Genomic DNA, 18,290 nt, shown 5'->3' on the forward strand with positions numbered 1-18,290 from the left:
CCTGGACGTCCTGCGGGTCCAGGGCCGCTGCCTCCGAGAGCTCGGCGACCGCCTCGGCGAGCCGGCCGGCGCGCGCGAGCGCCACACCGAACTGGTAGCGCGCGAGCGCCGAGGCCGGATCGAGGCGCGCAGCCGTCGCGAACTGCCGCCGCGCCTCCTCCTCGCCGCCGCGCGCGGCAAGCGCGCCGCCGAGGTTGAGGTGCGCCGCGACGTAGCCGGGGTCCAGCGCCACCGCGCGACGAAAGGCGGCGATGCTCTCCCCGTCGCGCCCCGCCGCCTCGAGTGCCGCGCCGAGGTTGTTCCAGGCCGTCGCCAGGCGCGGTTTGGCCGCGATCGCCCCGCGGTAGAGGGCGACCGCCCCATCCCCGTCCCCTCGGGCGAAAAGGATCTCCCCGAGGTTGACCATGGCTTCCGCCTTGCCCGGATCGAGCGCGATGGCCCTGCGGTAGTGCTCCTCGGCCGCCGTCAGATCGCCGTTCTTCTGGCGGAAGACCGCGAGGTCGTACTCGACCTCCGCCGACGGCGGCATGTGGTCCTTCGCGTAGAGGAACAGCGTCAGCTCGTCGTGCCAGATCCGTTCCTGCCGCACCGTGAGGCCGCCGAGGGCGAGGATGGCGAGGCACGACGCGGCCAACGCCCCGCGCGCCAGCCGCGGGCGAGCGGCGACACCCGCGCGGCACGACCAGACGAGGGCGGCGACGGGGCCGAGCAACGGCAGGTAGGTGTAGCGATCGGCCATCGTCGCCGCGCCGACCGGGACGAATCCGGCCACCGGCGCCAGGGCGACCGCGTACCACGCCCAACCGAAGACCAGCCAGGGGAAGCGACCGCCGAAGCGGACGACGAGGACGGTGACGAGCGCCAACGTGGCCAACGACACCGCCGACGCGGCCAGCCCCGGCCCACCCCGGACCGCCGCGTACATCGGCGAGAGCCCCGCGGGCACCAGGGTCAGCTCGAGGTAGCGCGCGTAACTGACGACCGCGTTCAGCACGCGCTCCGCCAGCGTCGCCGCGCGCATCGCCCCGCCGCGCTGCTGGGTGACGAGGGTGACCACCGCGACCGCGGCGGCGAGCGCGGCGAGCGGGAGCTTCTCGATGACGCGCCGGCGCCACGTCCGGGCATCCAGGCGCCCGAGGGGCCAGAGATCGAGCGCGAGCAGCAGCACGGGGAGCGTGACCAGCATCGGCTTCGCCAGCAGGCTCAGCGCGAGCAACCCGGCGCACGCCGCCAGCGCCGCCGGCCGCCGGCCGCGGACCCAGCGCAGGTAGGCGAGCAGCGAGAGCAGGCCGAAGAAGGCCGAGAGGACGTCCTTGCGCTCGGCGACCCAGACCACGGACTCCACGCGCAACGGGTGCGCGGCGAAGATGGCGGCCGTCAGGGCGCTGGCCCAGAGGGCGCCGGTGGCGCGGCGCAGCAGGGCGAAGACGAGCACCGCGTTCGCGGCGTGCAGCGCCACGTTGACCAGCCGGTGCTTCCAGGCGACGAGGCCGAACGCCGAGACGTCGGCCATGTGGGAGAGCCAGGTGAGGGGGATCCAGTTGGCCCCGTGCCGCTCCGTGAACGCCCGCCACACGCCCTGCGGCGTCAGGCCGCCGCGCACGATCGGGTTGTCGATCAGGTAGTAGCCGTCGTCCCAGTCCGGGAGGAACTCGTTGCCGAGCGACGGGAGGAAGCAGGCCGCGACGAGCGCGACGAGGGCTGCCGCGAGGAGCGCCGGCAGCGCCGTCCGCACCCGCGCGCGCGTACCTGCGTCCCCGACACCGTCCCTTCCGATCACGCGGTCATAGTATACTTGATGCAGGAATGAGCGCTCCGGCCCCGATCCGCCCCGGATCCTTCCCGCTCCGGAATCATCGCGCGCTGATGCCCCCCGCGCTCGTGTTGCCCGCCTTGGCAGCGGTGCTCCTTTACATTCCCGTCATCGGCTTCGGCGTGACGAACTTCGACGACAACATCTACGTCAGCGAGAACGACGCCGTTCGGGCGGGCCTCGGCCTGCGGGGGCTGGCGTGGGCGCTCGGCGGCTTCCACGCCGGCTATTACATCCCGGTCACCTGGCTGTCGCTGATGGCGGACGCCTCCCTCTACGGGCCGTGGCCGGGCGGCTTTCACCTGACGAACGCGCTGCTGCATGCCGCCAACGTCTTCCTCTACGGCTGGCTGCTCCAACGGTGGACCGGCCGCCTGGCGCCGAGCGTCGCCGCGGCGTTCCTCCTGGCCGTCCACCCGCTCCACGTCGAGTCGGTGGCGTGGGTGACCGAGCGCAAAGACGTCCTCGCGATGTTCCTGCTGCTGATCGCGCTCCATCTGCACCGCTCCTGGCTCGGGGACCCGGCGGGGGCAAACCGGGGGCTGTTCCTCGGCGCGTTCGCCCTGTCGCTCCTGGCCAAGCCCATGGGCGTCGTGCTGCCGGTGCTCCTGCTGCTTCTCGAACGCTGGCCCCTCGGACGGCGGACCGGGCCCGGCCGACAGCTGGCGGACCTCGCCCCCGTCGCCGCCCTGTCCACGGCCGCGGCGACGCTCACTCTCGCGGGACATTGGCTCGGGCAGGTCGTCGCCCCGCTTGGGACGATCCCGATCGGCCGGCGGCTGGCGACCTGCCTCGCCGGGTTCGGCTGGTATCTCCGGAAGGCGCTCTGGCCTGACGTCCTCGCAGTCCACTACCGGCTTCCTCCGGCCGGGCCGTCCGCGGCGGCGCTGTTCCTCTCCGCCGGTCTGCTGGCGGCCTTCTGCCTCGCGGCGTGGCGGTGGCGGCGGGAGCAGCCGGCGCTCGGCGTCGGCCTCGGCTGGTATGCGGCCGCACTCGTCCCGGTGAGCGGCCTGTTTCAGGCGGGGATCCAGGCCACCGCGGACCGCTTCGCGTACCTGCCGCTTGCCGGGGCGTACATGGCGGCGACGTGGACGGCGTCGCGGTCCCGGGTGCCGGCGGCCGCAGTCCATCGGGCGGTCGTGGTGGCGCTCGCAGCCCTCACCGCCATCTCGGCCGCTCAGCTTCCCTACTGGCGGGACTCCGGCTCACTCTTCAGCCGGGCGCTCACGGTGGACCCGGACGATCCCGTGGCCCGGGCCAACCTCGGCTCCTTCCTGCTGGAGCGCCGCCGGTATGCCGAGGCCGAGGAGCACCTCAGGCGTGCGCTGGCCATGGACCCCGGAAACGTCGGGACCCGCGTCAACCTCGCGGACGCGCTCGTCGCGCGCGGCATGACCGCCGAGGCGGTGGAGGAGTACCGGCGCGTCGCGGCGCCACACCCCGAGCACCGCAGGGCCCGTTTCTCCCTGGCCCTGGCGCTGGCCAGGCTCGGCGAGACGGACGCGGCCCTGCTGGAGCTCGACGGCATTCTTGCCGTCTCCCCCGGCTTCGCGGAGGCGCACTACCAGAAGGGGCTCCTTCTGGCCATGAAGGACCTCGACGCACAGGCGCGAGTCGCGCTGGAGGAGGCGGTGCGGCTCGATCCCGGCTTCGGCCCGGCGCACCACAACCTCGGCGTCGTCCTGATGAGGCTTGGGGAGACGACCGGGGGCGAGCGTCACCTGGCCGAAGCCGGCCGCCTTGGTGTCCGCGAGCCATAGCGCGGGGCCAAACCGGTATACTCTCGGCGACCATGTGCTCGTATCCAGTGGCGATCCCCGCGAATCCGCCGGGAAAGGACCGCGGCCACATCCTGTCGATCGTGCCCTGGGGCGCGGTGCTCGCCCTGGCGGCGACGCTTCTCGTCTACCTGCCGGGCCTGGGCAACGGCTTCACCAACTGGGACGACGACCACTACGTGACCGCAAACCGCTTTGTCCAGCGGCTGAGCGGCGCGAATCTCCTCCACCATGCGACCTCCTTCACCGCGGGCAACTACCACCCGCTGACGCTCGCCGTGCTCAGCCTCATCCACCGCGCCTTTGGACCCGACCCGCGCGCGTTCCATGCGGCCAGCCTTCTGCTGCACTGTGCGAACGTCGCGCTCGTGCTGCGCCTGGCCCTGCGCCTCGGAGCGGGCGCGAGCGCGGCCGGCATCGCCGCGCTCCTGTTCGGCGTCCACCCGCTCCACGTGGAGTCCGTCGCCTGGGTCGCCGAGTTCAAGGACGTGCTCTCGGCCGCGTTCTTCTTCGCCGCCATCCTCGCGTACCTCCAGTATCGCGACGGGACGCGACGGCGCCTCTGGTACGGCCTGGCCCTGGCGTCCTTCCTGCTCTCGCTCCTTGCCAAGCCGATGGCCGTCACGCTCCCCGTGGTCCTCCTGCTCTGCGACCGACTGCAGGGCAGGCGCCGGGACCGGGCGGCCCTGATCGAGAAGGCGCCGTTCTTCCTGCTGGCGCTGCTCTTCGGCGGCGTCGCTCTCGTCTCGCAACAGAGCGCGCTGCGGTCCGGCATCTTCGCCCTGGGGGAGAACCTCCGGATCGCCGCGCACGGACTGCTCTTCTATCTCGCGAAGGCGATCGTGCCGACCGGTCTCTCGGCTCTGTACCAGATCCCGCGGACGGCCGACGGCGGACTCCCGCCGGCGTTCACGTGGGCGCCGCTGGTGATCCTGCCGCTCGTTGCGCTTGCCGCCTGGTGGGGCCGCCGCTCGCGGACCGCCGCCTTCTCCGCCCTGTTCTTCCTCGTCACGCTCCTGCCGGTCCTGCAGATCGTCCCGGTGGGCCCCGCTGCGGCCGCAGACCGCTATTTCTACATTCCCTCCTTCGGGCTGTTCTTCGCTGCGGGACAGGCGTACGCCTGGCTGGGAGAACGCGCCGCGCGCGGCTCCCGTTGGGCGGGCGTGCTCCTGCCCGCCGGGGCGGCCGCGGTGGTCCTGCTCTTCGGGGGGCTGGCCCGCGAGCGCGTCGGCGTCTGGAAGGACTCGCTCACGCTGTGGACGGACGCGATCGCGAAGGACCCCGCGTCCGACATGGCGTATGGGTACCGCGGCATGGCACGCGCGGCCGCGGGGGACGACACGGCGGCCATGGCCGACTTCGACCGGGCGCTCGAGCTCGGGGCGCGACGGCGCTTCAGCGCAGAGGTCTACTACAACCGCGGCGCCCTCCATCAGGCGCGCGGCAGGATGGCGCAGGCCCTGGCGGACTATGACCGGGCGCTGGAGATCGACCCGCGGGCCGTGCGCGCCCTCGTCAACCGGGGCAACGTGCTCGACACGCTGGGCCGCACTGCGGAGGCGGTGCAGGACTACGAGCGCGCGATGTCCCTCGCGCCGGACGATCCGCTGCCCCGCTACAACCGCGGCCTGGTGCGCCAGATGGCCGGGGCGGAGGAGCAGGCTGTCCGCGACTACGACGACGCGCTGCGGCTGGACCCGGGGTTCACCCTCGCCCTCGTCAACCGCGGCATCGCACAGGGGCGGCTGGGCCGCCTTTCGGCCGCGATCGACGACTTCACGCGGGCGGCCGCGATCGAGCCGCGCTCCGCGACCGTCTTCGAGAACCGCGCCATGGCGTACGCGGCCGCCGGCGACCAGCAGCGGGCCGCGGCCGATCGCGAGCGTGCGCAGGCCCTCGCAGCCGAGAGGCGGCCCGACCCCCTCGGAGCAGCCGTCCCGTGATCGCTGCCGCGGGATCCGCGCCCTCGCCAGCGGCGGCGCCGGGACACCGCCGGCGCCAGCTCGTGGTGCTTGCGGCGCTCGCCGCGCTGAGCATCGCCGTGCACGCCTTCGCGGCGGCCGTCTGCGCCCCCGAAGCGCCGTTCCTCAAGTACCCGCTGGCGGCCGAGCAGTACCTGCGTGGCGGGCTCGGCGCGGAGCGCATCGCGGACTTCAGTCAGCTCTACCTGGCCCTGCACGTCGCCGTGCAGATGGCCGGCCTGGACCCGCTGTCGACGTTCCGGATCCTCCACGTCGCCTTTTCGACCGGCGCCGCGCTGCTGCTCTTCCTCGCGGTGCGCGCCGCCGCATCCACGGGCGTCGCGCTGGCCGCGACCGCCGGGTTCCTCCTCAACGCGAGCGTGCTGGTCTACACGCAGCTTCTCGAGCCCGAGGCGATGCTGCTGTTCCTGCTGCTTGCTTTCGCCTTCTTCGCGGTGCGGGAGGAACGGCGCTCTCTCGTGGCGGCGGGCGCTTTCCTCGCCCTGTGCGTGCTCACCCGCCCGACGTACCTCCCGCTCGCCGCCGCGGTGCCTCTCTGGCTGCGCCTGCGCGCCGGCGCGGGGCGGCCCTGGCGGGCGCAGGCGCTGTGCTTCCTCGCGCCGCTCGCGGTCGCGCTGGTGCCGGCCGCGGCGCTCTCGCCGGCCCGGCCGGGGAGCGACATGCCGCTGGTCATGAACCCGGGCAACGTCTTCTTCGAGGGGAACAACCCACTGGCAGGCGGCCTCGGGCTCGCCTACCCGCCGCTGGTCGACGACGTCGCGGGCGAGTCCCCGGAACAGCCCGACTACCAGCACGCGGTCTACCGCACGATCGCGCGCGGCGTCTCCGGCCGGCCGCTCGACGCCGCCGAGGTCAACGCCTACTGGAGCGCCAAGGCGCTGGCGTTCCTGCGCGACGAGCCCCGGGAAGCCGCACGGCGCCTTGCAGGAAAGGTGCGGGCGTTTCTCGGCGGCTACCGGCGGCACGACGTCCTCGCCGCCTTCCTGCTCGACCGGCGCCTGGGCGACAGCGCCCTGCCGGCGGTCCCCTTCGCCGCCGTCTCCGCCTTCGCAGTCGTCGGACTGGCGGTCCTCGCGCCCGCCTGGCGACGCTGGCTCCCGTTCCACCTCGTCTGGGCAACCCAGCTCGGCCTGGCGGCGCTCGTCTACGCCACCGACCGCCAGCGCGTCGCGGTCGCGCCCTTCTTCGTCTTCTTCGCCGCCGCGGCGGCAGCCTGGGCGCTCCAGCGCCGGAGGAATCTGGCGTTGCTCGCGGCCGTCGCCCTGCCCCTGACCGCCCTCTTCTCCCTGCGCAGCGACGTCATGCGCGAGGACGAGCACCTGTGGAGCGTCTACGCGAAGTCGGGAGAGCTGCGCGGCGAGGCGGCGGAGCGCCGCGAGCGAGGCGACCGTGCCGGGGCTGCGCGGGCGACCGCAGCCGCCCTCGCGCAGACGCCGTGGATGGCGGACTGGATCCGGCCGTCGGGCCTCTCGTTCGGGCCGGAGGGCCTCGCCGGAGCCGCTCTGGCGCAGGCTGCCACCGTATCTCCCGCCGACTTCTCGGGACAGCTTGACCGCGCCATCCTCCTCATCGAGGCCGGGCGGCCCGCCGAGGCCGAGCCGCTGCTGCTGGGCCTCGCCGCCGGAAGGCGCCGGTTCGCGCGCGTCTTCGACGGCTCATCCCGCCCCGAGTTCTATCTCGGGGTCGTCGCCGCCCTGCGCGGGGACCGCGATGGCGCCGTCCGGCGGCTGGAGGAGACGCTGGCGCGATCGCCCGGCGATCCGTTCGCCCTCGCATGGCTGGCGGCGCTCACCGGGCGCGACGAGCCACGCCGCCTGCTGGCACGGTACTTCGACGAAGCAGACGCAGCTTTTCTCGAGGGGCAGGCGCACCTGCGGCTCGGCCACCCGCAGGCCGCCGTCGAGGCGTTCGCGGCGGTCAACCGCATCCTCCCGGGGTACCGCCGCGGCAGGATCTACCTCGCGGTCGCGCTCGGGGCCGCCGGCCGCTACGAGCAGGCCGCGGAGCTCTATCTCGACACCGTCAGGGAGCGGCCGGAGCCGGTCCTGCTGGAGGCCGACGTGCGCCGGATCTTCGACGGCCTGGTGGCGGCACACCCCGCCAGCGCCGACGCGCGCCGCTGGCGGGAATTCGTCCGCTGCGAGTTCGAGGCCTGCCCGCGCTGATCGCGGCGCCTCAGCCGGCGCGCCGCGCCCGCGCGCGCCGCTTCAGTGCCTCCAGGTAGAGGTCGAACACCTGACCGAGGTACTCGAAACGCTGCCTCAGCCCGAGCTTGGACTTGCCCGCCGTCCGGTCGCGGAACACAAAGGGGACCTCCACGATCTTCGCCGCGTTCCCCTTGACGATGATCTCGAGCCCGATCTTGTATCCCCTGGGCTTCAGGGAGACGCCGGCCAGCACGTCGCGCCGGAAGAGGAAGTACCCCGACATCGGGTCCCGCACCGCGGTCAGCGGACGCGCCAGCAGCGTCGCGACGCGCGAGTTGAGTGCCCTGCTCCTGGGCCACCCCTCGGCGGCGCCGCCGGGGACCAGCCGCGACGCAATGGCCAGGTCCGCGCCCTGCTCCCTGACCGCGGCGAGAAGGGCCGGGAGGATCTCGGGGGGATGGCTCAGGTCGGCGTCCATGACGCAGATCAGCTCCCCGGCCGCGGCGGCGAAGCCCTCGACGACCGCCCGGCTCAGGTCCCTGCCACCGCGCCGCCGCACGACCCTGACGTTGAGTCGCGCCGGGAGCTCGCCCGCAACCCGCCAGGTCCCGTCGGGACTGTCGTCGTCGACGACGATGACCTCGTAGCGCTCCCCGGCGAGGGCGGCGGCGATGCGCTCGGCGAGCGGGCCGACGCACTCGGCCTCGTTCAGCGTCGGGACGATGATCGACAGCACGCGCTCACCTCGCGGGGAACCGGGCCCCTGCCCCCCCGGGCGCCGCGCCCGCCTGCCGCGCACGCTCCCGCCACAGCGCGGCCTCGTCGCGGTCCCCGGCCATCTCCAACGCCTCCGCGAGGAACTGCATCGCCCAGTCGAAGCCGGGAAGGATGCGCAGCACTTCCCGGAACTCGCCGGCGGCGCGCTCCGCCTCGCCGCGCCGCAGCCAGGCGAGACCGAGCTGCATGTGGGCGTGCCCGTTCTCGCGGGTGACCGCCAGCGTGCGCGTCCAGAGCGTGACCTCGTCGCGCCAGTAGCCCGACTGCGCCCAGGTCAGCGTGGCGAAGGCGGTGAGCACAGCCACCGCGACGCCAGCGCGATGCACAGCGCGCACGCGCAGGTGCGCGCCCAGATCCGCCACGCCCCAGACGACCGCCACGAAGACGCCCACGAGAGGCACGTACGTGTAGCGGTCCGCCCGCGCGAACTCGCCGACCTGGACGATGCCGATCACCGGCACGAGTGTCCCCAGGTACCAGAACCAGCCTGCCGCCAGGTACGGGCGGGCGCGCGCGCGCCACACGCACAGCGCGGCGGCCAGGAGCAGCAGCGCGCCGCAGGCGACCGCCGCCCCCACCCGGACGCCGGCGCCGGGGTGGGGATAGTAGGCGGCAAGGTCGCGCGGGTAGAGCGCCTGCACGAGGTACTCGGCGTAGGAGAGCAACGCATTCGCCACGCGATACCCCAGCGCATAGGCCGCCTCCCGCGTGACGGAGCCGAACGCGATCTGCGCACGGTACGACAGCGCCGCCGCGACGGGCACCAGCAGGAGGAAGGGGACCTTCTCGAGCAAGACGCGACGGCGCGAGCGACGCCATTTCTCCCGCGAGGCCGCCCCGCCCGCCGGGCCAAGCCGCCCGAGGGGCCAGAAGTCCAGCAGCAGCAGGACGAAGACGAAGGTCACGGCCATCGACTTCGACATCAGCGCTGCGGTATAGGCCCCGAACGCAGCGGCATAGCGCAGCGGTCCCGGCCTGCGGACGTAGGCCACCCAGGCGGCGATGCCGAGAAACCAGAAGAGCGCACAGAGGACGTCCTTGCGCTCCGAGACCCAGGCGACCGACTCCACGTGCAGCGGGTGCATGGCGAAGAGCGCCGCCACGAGCGCGCTGCGCCAGAGCGCGCCCGTCGCCGCGCGCAGCGCGATGAACAGCGCCAGCGCCGCCGCGGCGTGCAGAAGAACCGCCGTCACATGGTGCCCGGCCGGGTTCAGGCCAAACAGCGTGACGTCGGTCATGTGTGACAGCCACGTCAACGGGTGCCAGAACGCCGCGTCGGTCGTCGTGAAGGCCCAGCGGACGGCCGCCGGCGTGAGCCCGCCCAGGACCGTGGCGTTCTCGGTGACGTAGTAGCAGTCGTCGTAGTCGGCGAGGAACTCGTGGCCGAGAACACGCGAATACACCGCCAGCGTGGCGGCCCCCAGCGCGAGGGCGACGACGAGCGCCCGCGCGCCCTCGCCCGGGCGGGCCTTCAGCCTCAAGCGGCGACCTCGCCCTTGGCGTCCCCCCGGGCAGGGCGCCGCGGAACTCGACTCCAGCCGGTTCTCGGGAAATCCGCCAGGTGCATGCGCCGCCTCCGCCGCGGGCACTATAGCACACGCCGCCGGGCGCCCAGAGACGCGGATGCGGCCCGACGCCGCGACCTCGCCGGGTCACGGGCAACCTTGACATTCCGGGGCCCCGCCCGAAGAATCGTCGCGTCATGCCCGACAATGCCCGTCCGCGAGGCACCTGGTTCGAGCGGCACCCGGCGACGACGCTGATCACCCTCGTGCTCGCCTTCGCCGTGGCCGTCGACCTGGCGGCGCTGCGCATCTTCCTCGAACCGAAGACCTTCTCTTTCCGGAGCAGGCACCCCTACTACCATCACACGCTCGTCCCCGGGTTTTCCGGCGCCGCGCGCTGGGGGGACATCGAGTACCCCATGGTCACGGACTCGCTCGGCTTCCGGGACTCCGCAGCGCGACAGGTGTCCCTGCGTCCCGCCGGCACGCGGGTCGTCTTCATCGGGGACTCGGTCGTCGAGGCCCTCGGCGTGCCCTACGCGGAGAGCTTCATCGGCGTGCTGGCGGCCGAGCCGGCACGGAAGGACGTGGAACTGCTGAATGCCGCGGCGCTGAGCTATTCGCCGACGATCTACTACCTGAAGACGAAGTTCCTGCTCGAGAACGTGGGCCTGCGCTTCGACGAACTGTTCGTCTTCATCGACATCACGGACATCCAGGACGAGATCAGATACAAGAGCTTCACGCCCCGGCTGCCGGCGCTGCTCGACCGGGTCTCACTCGCGGTGGACGGCGCGCTCTACCGCAATTCCTTCGCCTACCACACGCTCTACGAGCGGCTGGTCCGCCCCCGCGAGAAGCGGATCGAGACCGTCTTCGACCCCGAACGCTGGTCCCACCGGGACATCGCCGTTTCGGGCCTGTCGTACAGCGACGAGGACCGTCGCCGGATGGAGGCCGTCCCGGAGCCCGAGAACGGCCGGTGGCACTGGACGATCGACCCCGAGGCCTTCCGGCAGTGGGGCGAGGAAGGACTGAAGATCGCCGGTTCGCACATGGAGGCGCTGGCGAGGCTCTGCCGCGACCGTGGCATCCGGCTGACGCTGGTGGTCTACCCCGCCCCGCTCCAGATCTACGCGCACGACCTCGACAGCCTGCAGGTGCGCTACTGGGAACGCTTTGCACGCGACAACGGCGCCAGCTTCGTCAACCTCTTTCCAGCGTTCATCGGCACCGCGACGCCCGATCCCGATGCAACGTACCGGAAGTACTTCATCGCGAATGACACGCACTTCAACGCCGAGGGCCACCGCTATCTCGCCCGGCTCCTCGACGCGTACGTCCCGCCGCGGCGCGCCGCTCCCTAGCCTTCGATCAGCCGCCGCCCGCGCCGGCGAACCACCGCGCGACGAGGCCGCCGGCGAGGCTCGAGGCCGGCCCCGACAGGTGGTCGTCGTAGTCGAAGTACAGGTGGCGGCCGGCGTCCTCCTCCCGCTTGATGAAGTCGGTGAGATCCAGGAACGGCACGCCCGTGTCCCCGCACTGCTCCCGAAGCAGACGGCGGTGCAGATGATAGGCCGGCCCGGTCATGTCGACCCCTTCCGGGTACCCGAGGCTGAACTCCCGCTCGAAGCGCTGGTAGTAGTTCGTCACCGTCCCGCGCTCCGGGATGTAGACGACCAGCAGCCGGCAGCCGAGCCTCGACAGGTATTCCCGCAAACCGCCCAGCGCCCCCCGGAGGTCGAACGGCGTCCTCAGGTCCGTCTCCAGATACTGCGAGCCCCCCATCCGGTAGGGGCTGAAACGGGCCGACTTCATGAGCGCGAGCACGCGTGGCGAGACGTGCTCCGCGAACTGCCGTTCAAACTCGGGATCGCTCCAGGGGTTGTTGGGGCTCGGGACCGGTTGGAGGAAGTTGGCCATGCGCCACGGCCAGCGCCAGGGAAGCTGCTCGCGGTTGCGCGCCATCGCCAGCAACTCCAGGAAGCGGGGCTTCCACGCGGGGTAGGTTCCGAAGGAACGAGGCCGCGGCACCCCCACGTCGGCCGGCAGGTCGTTGGCGTAGACGACGAGGAGGAGAATGTCCGGGCGCAGCTGCGGAGCGGCGTCGACAATCAGCCGGAGCTCCGACTCCAGGCCGGCGCCGCTCACCCCGAGGTTCAGGGCCTCGACGTAGAGCCCCTGGCGCCTCAGATCGGCTTCGAAACCCTCGGGAATCGTCTCCCCGTCGGGCGTCAGCCCGCCCTCCACGAAGCTGTCGCCGACGAACAGCACCCGCTGCGCGCCCGGCGCCTTGCGGGCCGCCCAGCGACCGCCCCGGAAGCCGTACTCGTTGAGCCGGTGAACCACCCGCACCCGGTCGAGAACGTCGTCGTGAACGACCCTGATCGAGCGGATCGCCTTGGTGTCGCCCCCCTCCAGCCCGATGCTCATGTAATCAATGCGGTTGAGCCCCCTGATTTCGGGGAGCGGGAACACGAGCCGCAACGCCACCTCCTGGAAGAGCAGGCAGACGGCCGCCAGCCCCAGCGTCCGCACCGCTCGACTGCGTCTCACCGCCCAGTCTCTCCCGCGCGCCGGCCGTCGGTCGCGGCAGGGCCCGGGGCGTCGGGGCAGAAGCGACGCGCCAGTTCCTCGGCAAACAGCCCGGCGACGACCCTGTTGGCCGCCGGGGTCAGGTGCACCCAGGACACGAGCTGGTCCCGGTCGTGATCGAGGGCGGCGATGACGTCGACAAAGGGCACCGAGCGGGTCCGAGCCCAGCCACGCAGGTCGTCCATCAGCCGCCGATGGAGCAGCAGCGCGTACTCGTAGTAGTCGATCGCCGATCCCCACGCCATCCGCGCGGCGAGCCGGTCCGCCTCCTCGGCGTAGGTCACGCCACGCCGTCCGAGGCGCTCCCGCAACGGACGGGGGTACGGTGCCGCGGCGGTGGCCTGCTGGTTCGCGACGACCAGGTGGATGCCCAGCGCCGCGCAGGCCTCGCGAATCACCTCGAGGTTCCTCAGGAAGATCGCGCTGCGGAGATCTGCGTCCAGGTCGAACTTGTCCGCCGCCTCGTCGACGATGTCGTGGCCGCCGATCAGGACCCTGTCGACGAACAGCGCCAGGAGCGAGTGCGCGGTGAGGGCGAGCCGCGCCCTGCCGCCCCAGGTCGTCGGCACTACGGTGCCGACGGTGTCGTTGCGCCCGTCGTAGAAGGTCACGGCGTCAGGCGCCAGGGGGAGGCCTTCCGCAAGAAACAGTGCCGCAGTCTCACCGGAGGTCTCGTGGGGTATGCCGAAGTTGATCACCTCGAAGCGACGGGTGCCGGCGCACCGGTCGTTGAGGAAACGCTCCAGATAGAAGGGGTAGGTCTCGTCATCGCGGTCGTAGTACCCGAAGGTCGAGGACGACCCCAGCGTGAGGACCCGCACGACGTCCGGCGGCTTCTGCGTGCCGAACTCCTGGCCTCGGAACCCGTGGCTGTTGATCGTCACGCGGATGCGCTCGCCCGTCTCCACGTCGCGGGTGGACTTGGTCTCGTTCGGGAAGAACTTGGCGTACCCGGTGTGCTGATCGCCGAGTCGCTCAACCGAGTCAGGGCGCGATTCCGCCAGCTCGTGCTGCTCGTTGTCGCGCCGGAAGCGCTCGTCGGTCACCGTCCTGCGCCAGCGGCGCTCGGCCTGGTCGGGGTTGGTGTTGCGATCCCAGGCGGTGCCGTACAGGAGCGCGCGCGGCCCGATCTCGTGCGAAACCCAGACGCGAATCCCGAGCTCGGCCAGCGCGACCACGGCGACCACCAGGTAGAGGGCGAAGAGGACCCGTGACGAAGACAGGGCCCGCAGCGCCGGCGAGATCTTCAACGACGGAAGGCCCCCCGTCGAACGCGCTCCGTCGGACAACACATTGGGAAGCTATGGTACCACTTCTTCAGGCGGCGAAGCTCGCCCGGCGCGGGGACGAACGGCGACGGCCGCGTCCGCGCGGCAATCCTTGACATTCGACGGCCCTGCCAGAAGAATCGGACGGACATGGGTGAAAGCGGGCCGGAGATCAGCGCCGTCATCCCCTGTTTCAACGAGGAGGCCGTCCTCGAGCGGACGGCGCGGGCCCTCGCCAGCGTGCTCGAACGGACGTTCCCCCGCGCCTGGGAGCTCATCCTGGTGGACGACGGCAGCCTGGACGCGACCTGGGAGGTGGCGCAGCGGCTTGCGCGCGAGCCGGGCATCCGGGCCACGCGCCATCCCGCCAACCGCGGCAAGGGCGCCGCCGTGCGGACCGGCGTGCTGCTCACGCGCGGCGACCCGGTGCTCGTCTGCGATGCCGACGGGAGCACGCCTCCCGCCGCGATCGGGGACCTGCTCGACGCCCTTCGGCGCGGCGCGGACATCGCCATCGGCGACCGCTGGGGCCGGGGCGCAGCCCTGGGGACGCCGCAGCCGCCGCTGCGGCGCTTCCTCGGCAAGGGCTACGCCCTCCTTTCGCGCCGGCTCACCGGCGTGCGCGTCACGGACTTCAACTGCGGCTTCAAGCTCTTCCGGGGCGAGGTCGCCCGCGCGCTCTTCGCGGCCTGCCGCTCGGAGCGCTGGACGTGGGACGTGGAAATCCTGGCGGCGGCGGCGAACCGCGGCCTGTCGATCCGCGCCGTCCCGGTGAGCTGGAGCCAGGGACCGCGCTCGACGGTCCACCCCGTGCGCGACGTCCTGCGCAGCCTCCGCGATCTGGGCGGCGTCTGGTGGCGTCTCAGGCGCCCCGGGGCCGGGCCGGCGGGGCGGTGACCGGCCGGTGAACGGGCCCGGACGGCGGTGGCCGCTCGTCGTGGTCCCCGTCGCGTACGTCCTGCTCCTGTGCGTCCCCCCGCTGCTGCGGGGCGACGGGCGGGTCCTCGGTTCGGAATCCGGCGACCTCTTCCTGCAGTTCGTCGGCCAGCGCGAGTTCGGCTTCGGGGAGATCGCGCGCGGCCACCTGCCGCTCTGGAACCCCCGCATCTTCAGCGGCATGCCGGCGCTCGGCAACATCCAGTTCGCGCTGTGCTACCCCCCCAATCTCCTCTTCCTGTTCCTCCCCCTGGCGTGGGCGTTCAACGCCTCAATCATGCTGCACCTGTCGCTCGCCGGCATCTGCATGGGGTGGTGGGTGCGCAGCCGGGGGGCCCCCCTGCTTCCCGCGCTCGTCGCCGGAATCCTGTACCTCGGGTGCGGCGCCCAGTTCTCGCGCGTGCTCGCCGGGCACCAGACGATGATCTGCCTGCTCCCGTGGGCGCCCCTGCTGTTCTGGGCCGTGGACGCCGTTGCGGCGGACGCACGCCCCGGGCCGGCGCTCGCGGGCGCGGCCGCGACGGCGATGATGCTGCTCGCGGGCTACCCGCAGTTTGTGTTCCACATCGGCGCGGCGGCGGGGCTCTACGCTGTTCTGCGCCTGACGGAGGTCGCCGCGAAGGGCCGCAAAGCGCTGCTGCTCGCGCTCATCCCGCTGCTCGCGGCGGGCATGACGGCTTTCCAGCTCGCGGCCACCGCGCAGGCGTCGGCCGGCAGCCTGCGCTCGGGAAAGGTCCCCTTCGAGTACGCCGCGATGTTCTCCCTCCCGTTGGAGAACCTGCTCACGCTCGTGAGCCCGTTCGTCTGGGGCGGGGCCGGCGGCGAGGGGTACTGGGGACGCTGGTACCTCTGGGAGACCCAGCTCTTCTTCGGCTGCACCGGGCTCGTCGCGGCGCTCCTGGCGCTGGGCAGGAAGGCGGACCACGACCGGTGGCCGATCCTCGGGGTGGCGCTGCTCATGGTCCTGCTCGCGCTGGGCGACACGACTCCGCTCTTTCGCGTGCTCTACGACCACGTCCCGCCGTTCGGGCACTTCCGCGGGGCCTCGAAGTGGGCGCTCCCGGCGAGCCTGTTCCTGGTCCTGCTCGCCGCGCGCGGGTTCCAGTCCCTGCTCGAGGAACCGGAGCGGCGGCAAGCGCTCCCATGGGTCCTTGCGGCGGCGGCTGTCGCCACGGGCGCGCTCGCCGGCCTCGGCTGGAACGCGAGCGAAACGGCGGCGCCGGCGTGGTGGCGAGCCTTCGTCGCGGCGGTCGCCGGCAGCCGTCAGAGCTACGAACTGGGCCCCGACCTGGCGGCGAGCGGCGAGTTTCTGCGATCGACTCTCGGGGCCGCGTCCCGCGCGCTCGCCGTCGCGGCCGTCACGTTCGCCGCCATGGCGGTCCTCGCGGCAGTGGCGCGGCGGCGGCGCGGATTCGCGCCAGCCCTCCTCGTTCTGGCCGTCGTGGAGGTGTTCTGCTTCGACCGCGCCTACCTGGCGACGTTTCCGATTGAGGGCGCCCGCCGGCCGGACGTGGCCGGCGCGCTGCGCGGCGACAGCGGCGACTACCGCGTCCACGTCGCGGACCACCCGGACAGCGCGATGAGCACGGGCGCCAGGGACATCTGGGGCTACGACCCCTTCGTTCCCCGGCGATACGCCGAGTTCGTGGCGTTCTCCCAGGATGCTCCCCTGGACACGCCCGCCGTGGACATTCCCCTGCAGCGTCTCGATCCGTTGCTGGCGCTGCTGCGGCTGCGCTATGTCGTTTCGCCCGCGGCGGCGGGCGGCCTCGATGTGGCCGGTCCGTTCCCGCACCTGCCCCGCGCTCTGCCGGTCCCCGGGTACGCCGTCGCCGCGCCCTCGCGGGAAGCCATCCTCGCGGCCCTTCGCCAGCCCGGGTTCGACCCTTATCGCACCGTGGTGCTCGAAGAGGCGCCGGTATTCCCCGCGGGATCGCCGCCGCATGCGGGCGATGGCCATGGGACGGCGCGGGCGGTGAGCGCCTCAACCGACGAAGTCGTCGTGGAGGCCGAGTCCAATGGCCCGACGCTGCTGCTGTTGACGGACCCCTTCTCCCCCGGGTGGCGGGCGACGGCCCTTCCCGGATCCTCGCAGGCGGAATACCGCATCCTCAGGGCGGACTATGTGCTTCAGGCCATACCGCTGGGACGTGGCACCCATCGTATCAGGCTGCAGTACGCGCCGCGCGGCCTCGGCTTCTGGGCCGCGGTCTCGCTGTGCACGACCATCGGCGTGGCCGCCGCCGGATTCGTCCTCCGCCGCCGGGGCCGGCGGCGACCGCCCGCCGGCCAGCCCGGCGCGCCGGCTACCTTCCGGTGAGCTGTCTCAGCCAGTTGAGGACGACCGCGATGTCGAGCGAGTAGAGGTAGTTGTACTCGATGTAGCACCCGGCCGAGCAGGACTGGCAGGGAATGACGGCGCTGTGATCAAAGGCGGCCTTGAACCCGTCCGTCAGGACGTTCTTCGCGTCCATCAGGCCGACCATGACGCTGCACGGGTAGAGCCGGCCGTCCGCATCGACGTTGCAGTAGAGCTGGCCCGCGGAGCAGCCCAGCCCGTGGTGCGTGGGCTTCAGGTACGCCTGCCGGAAGTCCGGCCAGTCGTGAAGGTAACGGAAGTAGCGCAGGGAGTTCAGGACGGGGGCGCCTTCTCTCTTGCGCGCCATGAGCAGCTCGATCGCATCGCGGTACTCCTGCGCCGAGGGCATGAGGTCCGGCGCCTCGGCGGATCCGAGCGCCTGGTGGTGCAGCACCTGCCACGTCGTCGAGAAGCCGCGCTCCCGTGCGGTCCGCAGGATGAAGTCAATCGACCCCAGGTTGTTCTTCGTGAGCACCGTGATCGTCCACACCGGCAGGACCGGGCATGCGGCGGCAAACGCGTCCATCACCTTGGCGAAGCTGCCGGGCTCCCGGTTGGCGTCGTGCACGCGCTCCTCGCCGTCGAAGCTAACGACCAGCACGTCGAGCCCCGCCAGGTCGCCGATCTTCTGCGGCACCAGCGCCCCGTTGGTGTCGAGGCTGGTGATGAGTCGCAGCGTCCGGCAATGCCGGATGATGGCGCCGATGTCGTCGCGGATCAGCGGCTCCCCGCCCCAGAGGGCAATGCGGGCGCCGCCGAGCCTGCGGAACTCGGTGATCACGGAGAGCACCTGCTCGGAGCCCGTGTGGGAGCAGCCGCTGGAGCGTGAGCCGGCAATCCGCGAGGCCCTCGTGCGCGTCGGGGCGGTCAGGGAAGAGGGCGACATCCTCGGCGTCACGGTGGAGCGGGCGCGCGAAGCGTACCCGATCTACGCCCTGGGCTACTGCGAGCGCTATGCCAGGGCGGAGGAAGCGCTGCGCCGCCACCGCAACCTCCTGCTCCTGGGAAGGAGCGGCACCTTCCAATACAACAACATGGACCACTCCCTCGAAGACGCGCTCAGGCTCTACGCGAGCCTCAGCCGCCCCGACGCCGCGCGCGGCGCAGGATGACGCGGCAGCGGGTTTGGC

General features: G+C 72.2%; 13 protein-coding genes. 7 read left to right on the forward strand and 6 right to left on the reverse strand.

Annotated elements, in window-relative coordinates; genetic code table 11:
• Positions 1-1,780 (reverse strand): tetratricopeptide repeat protein (locus VI078_01655; GenBank protein HEY5997993.1); only part of this gene is annotated, 1,780 nt, incomplete at its 3' end.
• A gap of 86 nt (positions 1,781-1,866) precedes the next feature.
• Here VI078_01655 and VI078_01660 point away from each other — a divergent pair.
• Genes VI078_01660 through VI078_01670 form a run of 3 tightly spaced genes read left to right on the forward strand, consistent with a single transcriptional unit; the run spans position 1,867 to position 7,738 of the window.
• A complete protein-coding gene (locus VI078_01660; protein HEY5997994.1) occupies positions 1,867-3,573 on the forward strand; it encodes a tetratricopeptide repeat protein in 1,707 nt (568 codons plus the stop codon).
• A gap of 47 nt (positions 3,574-3,620) precedes the next feature.
• Positions 3,621-5,534, forward strand: coding sequence for a tetratricopeptide repeat protein (locus VI078_01665; protein HEY5997995.1), 1,914 nt, complete (start codon positions 3,621-3,623; stop codon positions 5,532-5,534).
• Positions 5,531-7,738: a hypothetical protein gene (locus tag VI078_01670; GenBank protein ID HEY5997996.1), complete on the forward strand. Its 2,208-nt coding sequence runs from the start codon at positions 5,531-5,533 to the stop codon at positions 7,736-7,738. Before VI078_01665 ends, VI078_01670 begins: the two co-directional genes overlap by 4 nt.
• A gap of 10 nt (positions 7,739-7,748) precedes the next feature.
• Here VI078_01670 and VI078_01675 read toward each other — a convergent pair whose 3' ends face one another.
• Together VI078_01675 and VI078_01680 are read right to left on the reverse strand one after the other, a co-directional pair.
• Complete coding sequence (locus VI078_01675) at positions 7,749-8,456, reverse strand: polyprenol monophosphomannose synthase (protein HEY5997997.1); 708 nt, start codon at positions 8,454-8,456, stop codon at positions 7,749-7,751.
• A gap of 4 nt (positions 8,457-8,460) precedes the next feature.
• Positions 8,461-9,978 carry a hypothetical protein gene (locus tag VI078_01680; protein ID HEY5997998.1) on the reverse strand — a complete coding sequence of 506 codons (1,518 nt, stop codon included), beginning with the start codon at positions 9,976-9,978 and terminating at the stop codon, positions 8,461-8,463.
• 221 nt (positions 9,979-10,199) lie between these two features.
• On the opposite strand from VI078_01680, the gene VI078_01685 reads away from it, so the two are divergent.
• On the forward strand, positions 10,200-11,369 hold the full coding sequence (locus VI078_01685; protein ID HEY5997999.1) for a hypothetical protein: 1,170 nt from the start codon (positions 10,200-10,202) through the stop codon (positions 11,367-11,369).
• A 7-nt stretch (positions 11,370-11,376) separates the two neighbouring features.
• Here VI078_01685 and VI078_01690 read toward each other — a convergent pair whose 3' ends face one another.
• Positions 11,377-12,558: an SGNH/GDSL hydrolase family protein gene (locus VI078_01690; protein ID HEY5998000.1), complete on the reverse strand. Its 1,182-nt coding sequence runs from the start codon at positions 12,556-12,558 to the stop codon at positions 11,377-11,379.
• A complete protein-coding gene (locus VI078_01695) occupies positions 12,555-13,847 on the reverse strand; it encodes an SGNH/GDSL hydrolase family protein (protein ID HEY5998001.1) in 1,293 nt (430 codons plus the stop codon). The genes VI078_01690 and VI078_01695 overlap by 4 nt, the downstream gene beginning before the upstream one ends.
• Positions 13,848-14,015: 168 nt before the next feature.
• Here VI078_01695 and VI078_01700 point away from each other — a divergent pair, with 168 nt between their 5' ends.
• Both VI078_01700 and VI078_01705 read left to right on the forward strand, forming a co-directional pair.
• Positions 14,016-14,762 carry a dolichyl-phosphate beta-glucosyltransferase gene (locus VI078_01700; protein ID HEY5998002.1) on the forward strand — a complete coding sequence of 249 codons (747 nt, stop codon included), beginning with the start codon at positions 14,016-14,018 and terminating at the stop codon, positions 14,760-14,762.
• Between the two features lie 7 nt (positions 14,763-14,769).
• Entirely contained in the window at positions 14,770-17,121 is a 2,352-nt protein-coding gene (locus VI078_01705; protein HEY5998003.1) for a hypothetical protein, read from the forward strand.
• Here VI078_01705 and VI078_01710 read toward each other — a convergent pair.
• Positions 17,108-17,941 carry a radical SAM protein gene (locus tag VI078_01710; protein HEY5998004.1) on the reverse strand — a complete coding sequence of 278 codons (834 nt, stop codon included), beginning with the start codon at positions 17,939-17,941 and terminating at the stop codon, positions 17,108-17,110. The two genes, VI078_01705 and VI078_01710, sit on opposite strands and share 14 nt — an antisense overlap.
• Here VI078_01710 and VI078_01715 point away from each other — a divergent pair.
• Positions 17,934-18,272 carry a hypothetical protein gene (locus VI078_01715; GenBank protein ID HEY5998005.1) on the forward strand — a complete coding sequence of 113 codons (339 nt, stop codon included), beginning with the start codon at positions 17,934-17,936 and terminating at the stop codon, positions 18,270-18,272. The genes VI078_01710 and VI078_01715 overlap by 8 nt on opposite strands.
• Positions 18,273-18,290: the final 18 nt, after the last annotated feature.

It is taken from the genome of bacterium (genome assembly GCA_036524115.1).
GTDB lineage: Bacteria > JAUVQV01 > JAUVQV01 > JAUVQV01 > DATDCY01 > DATDCY01.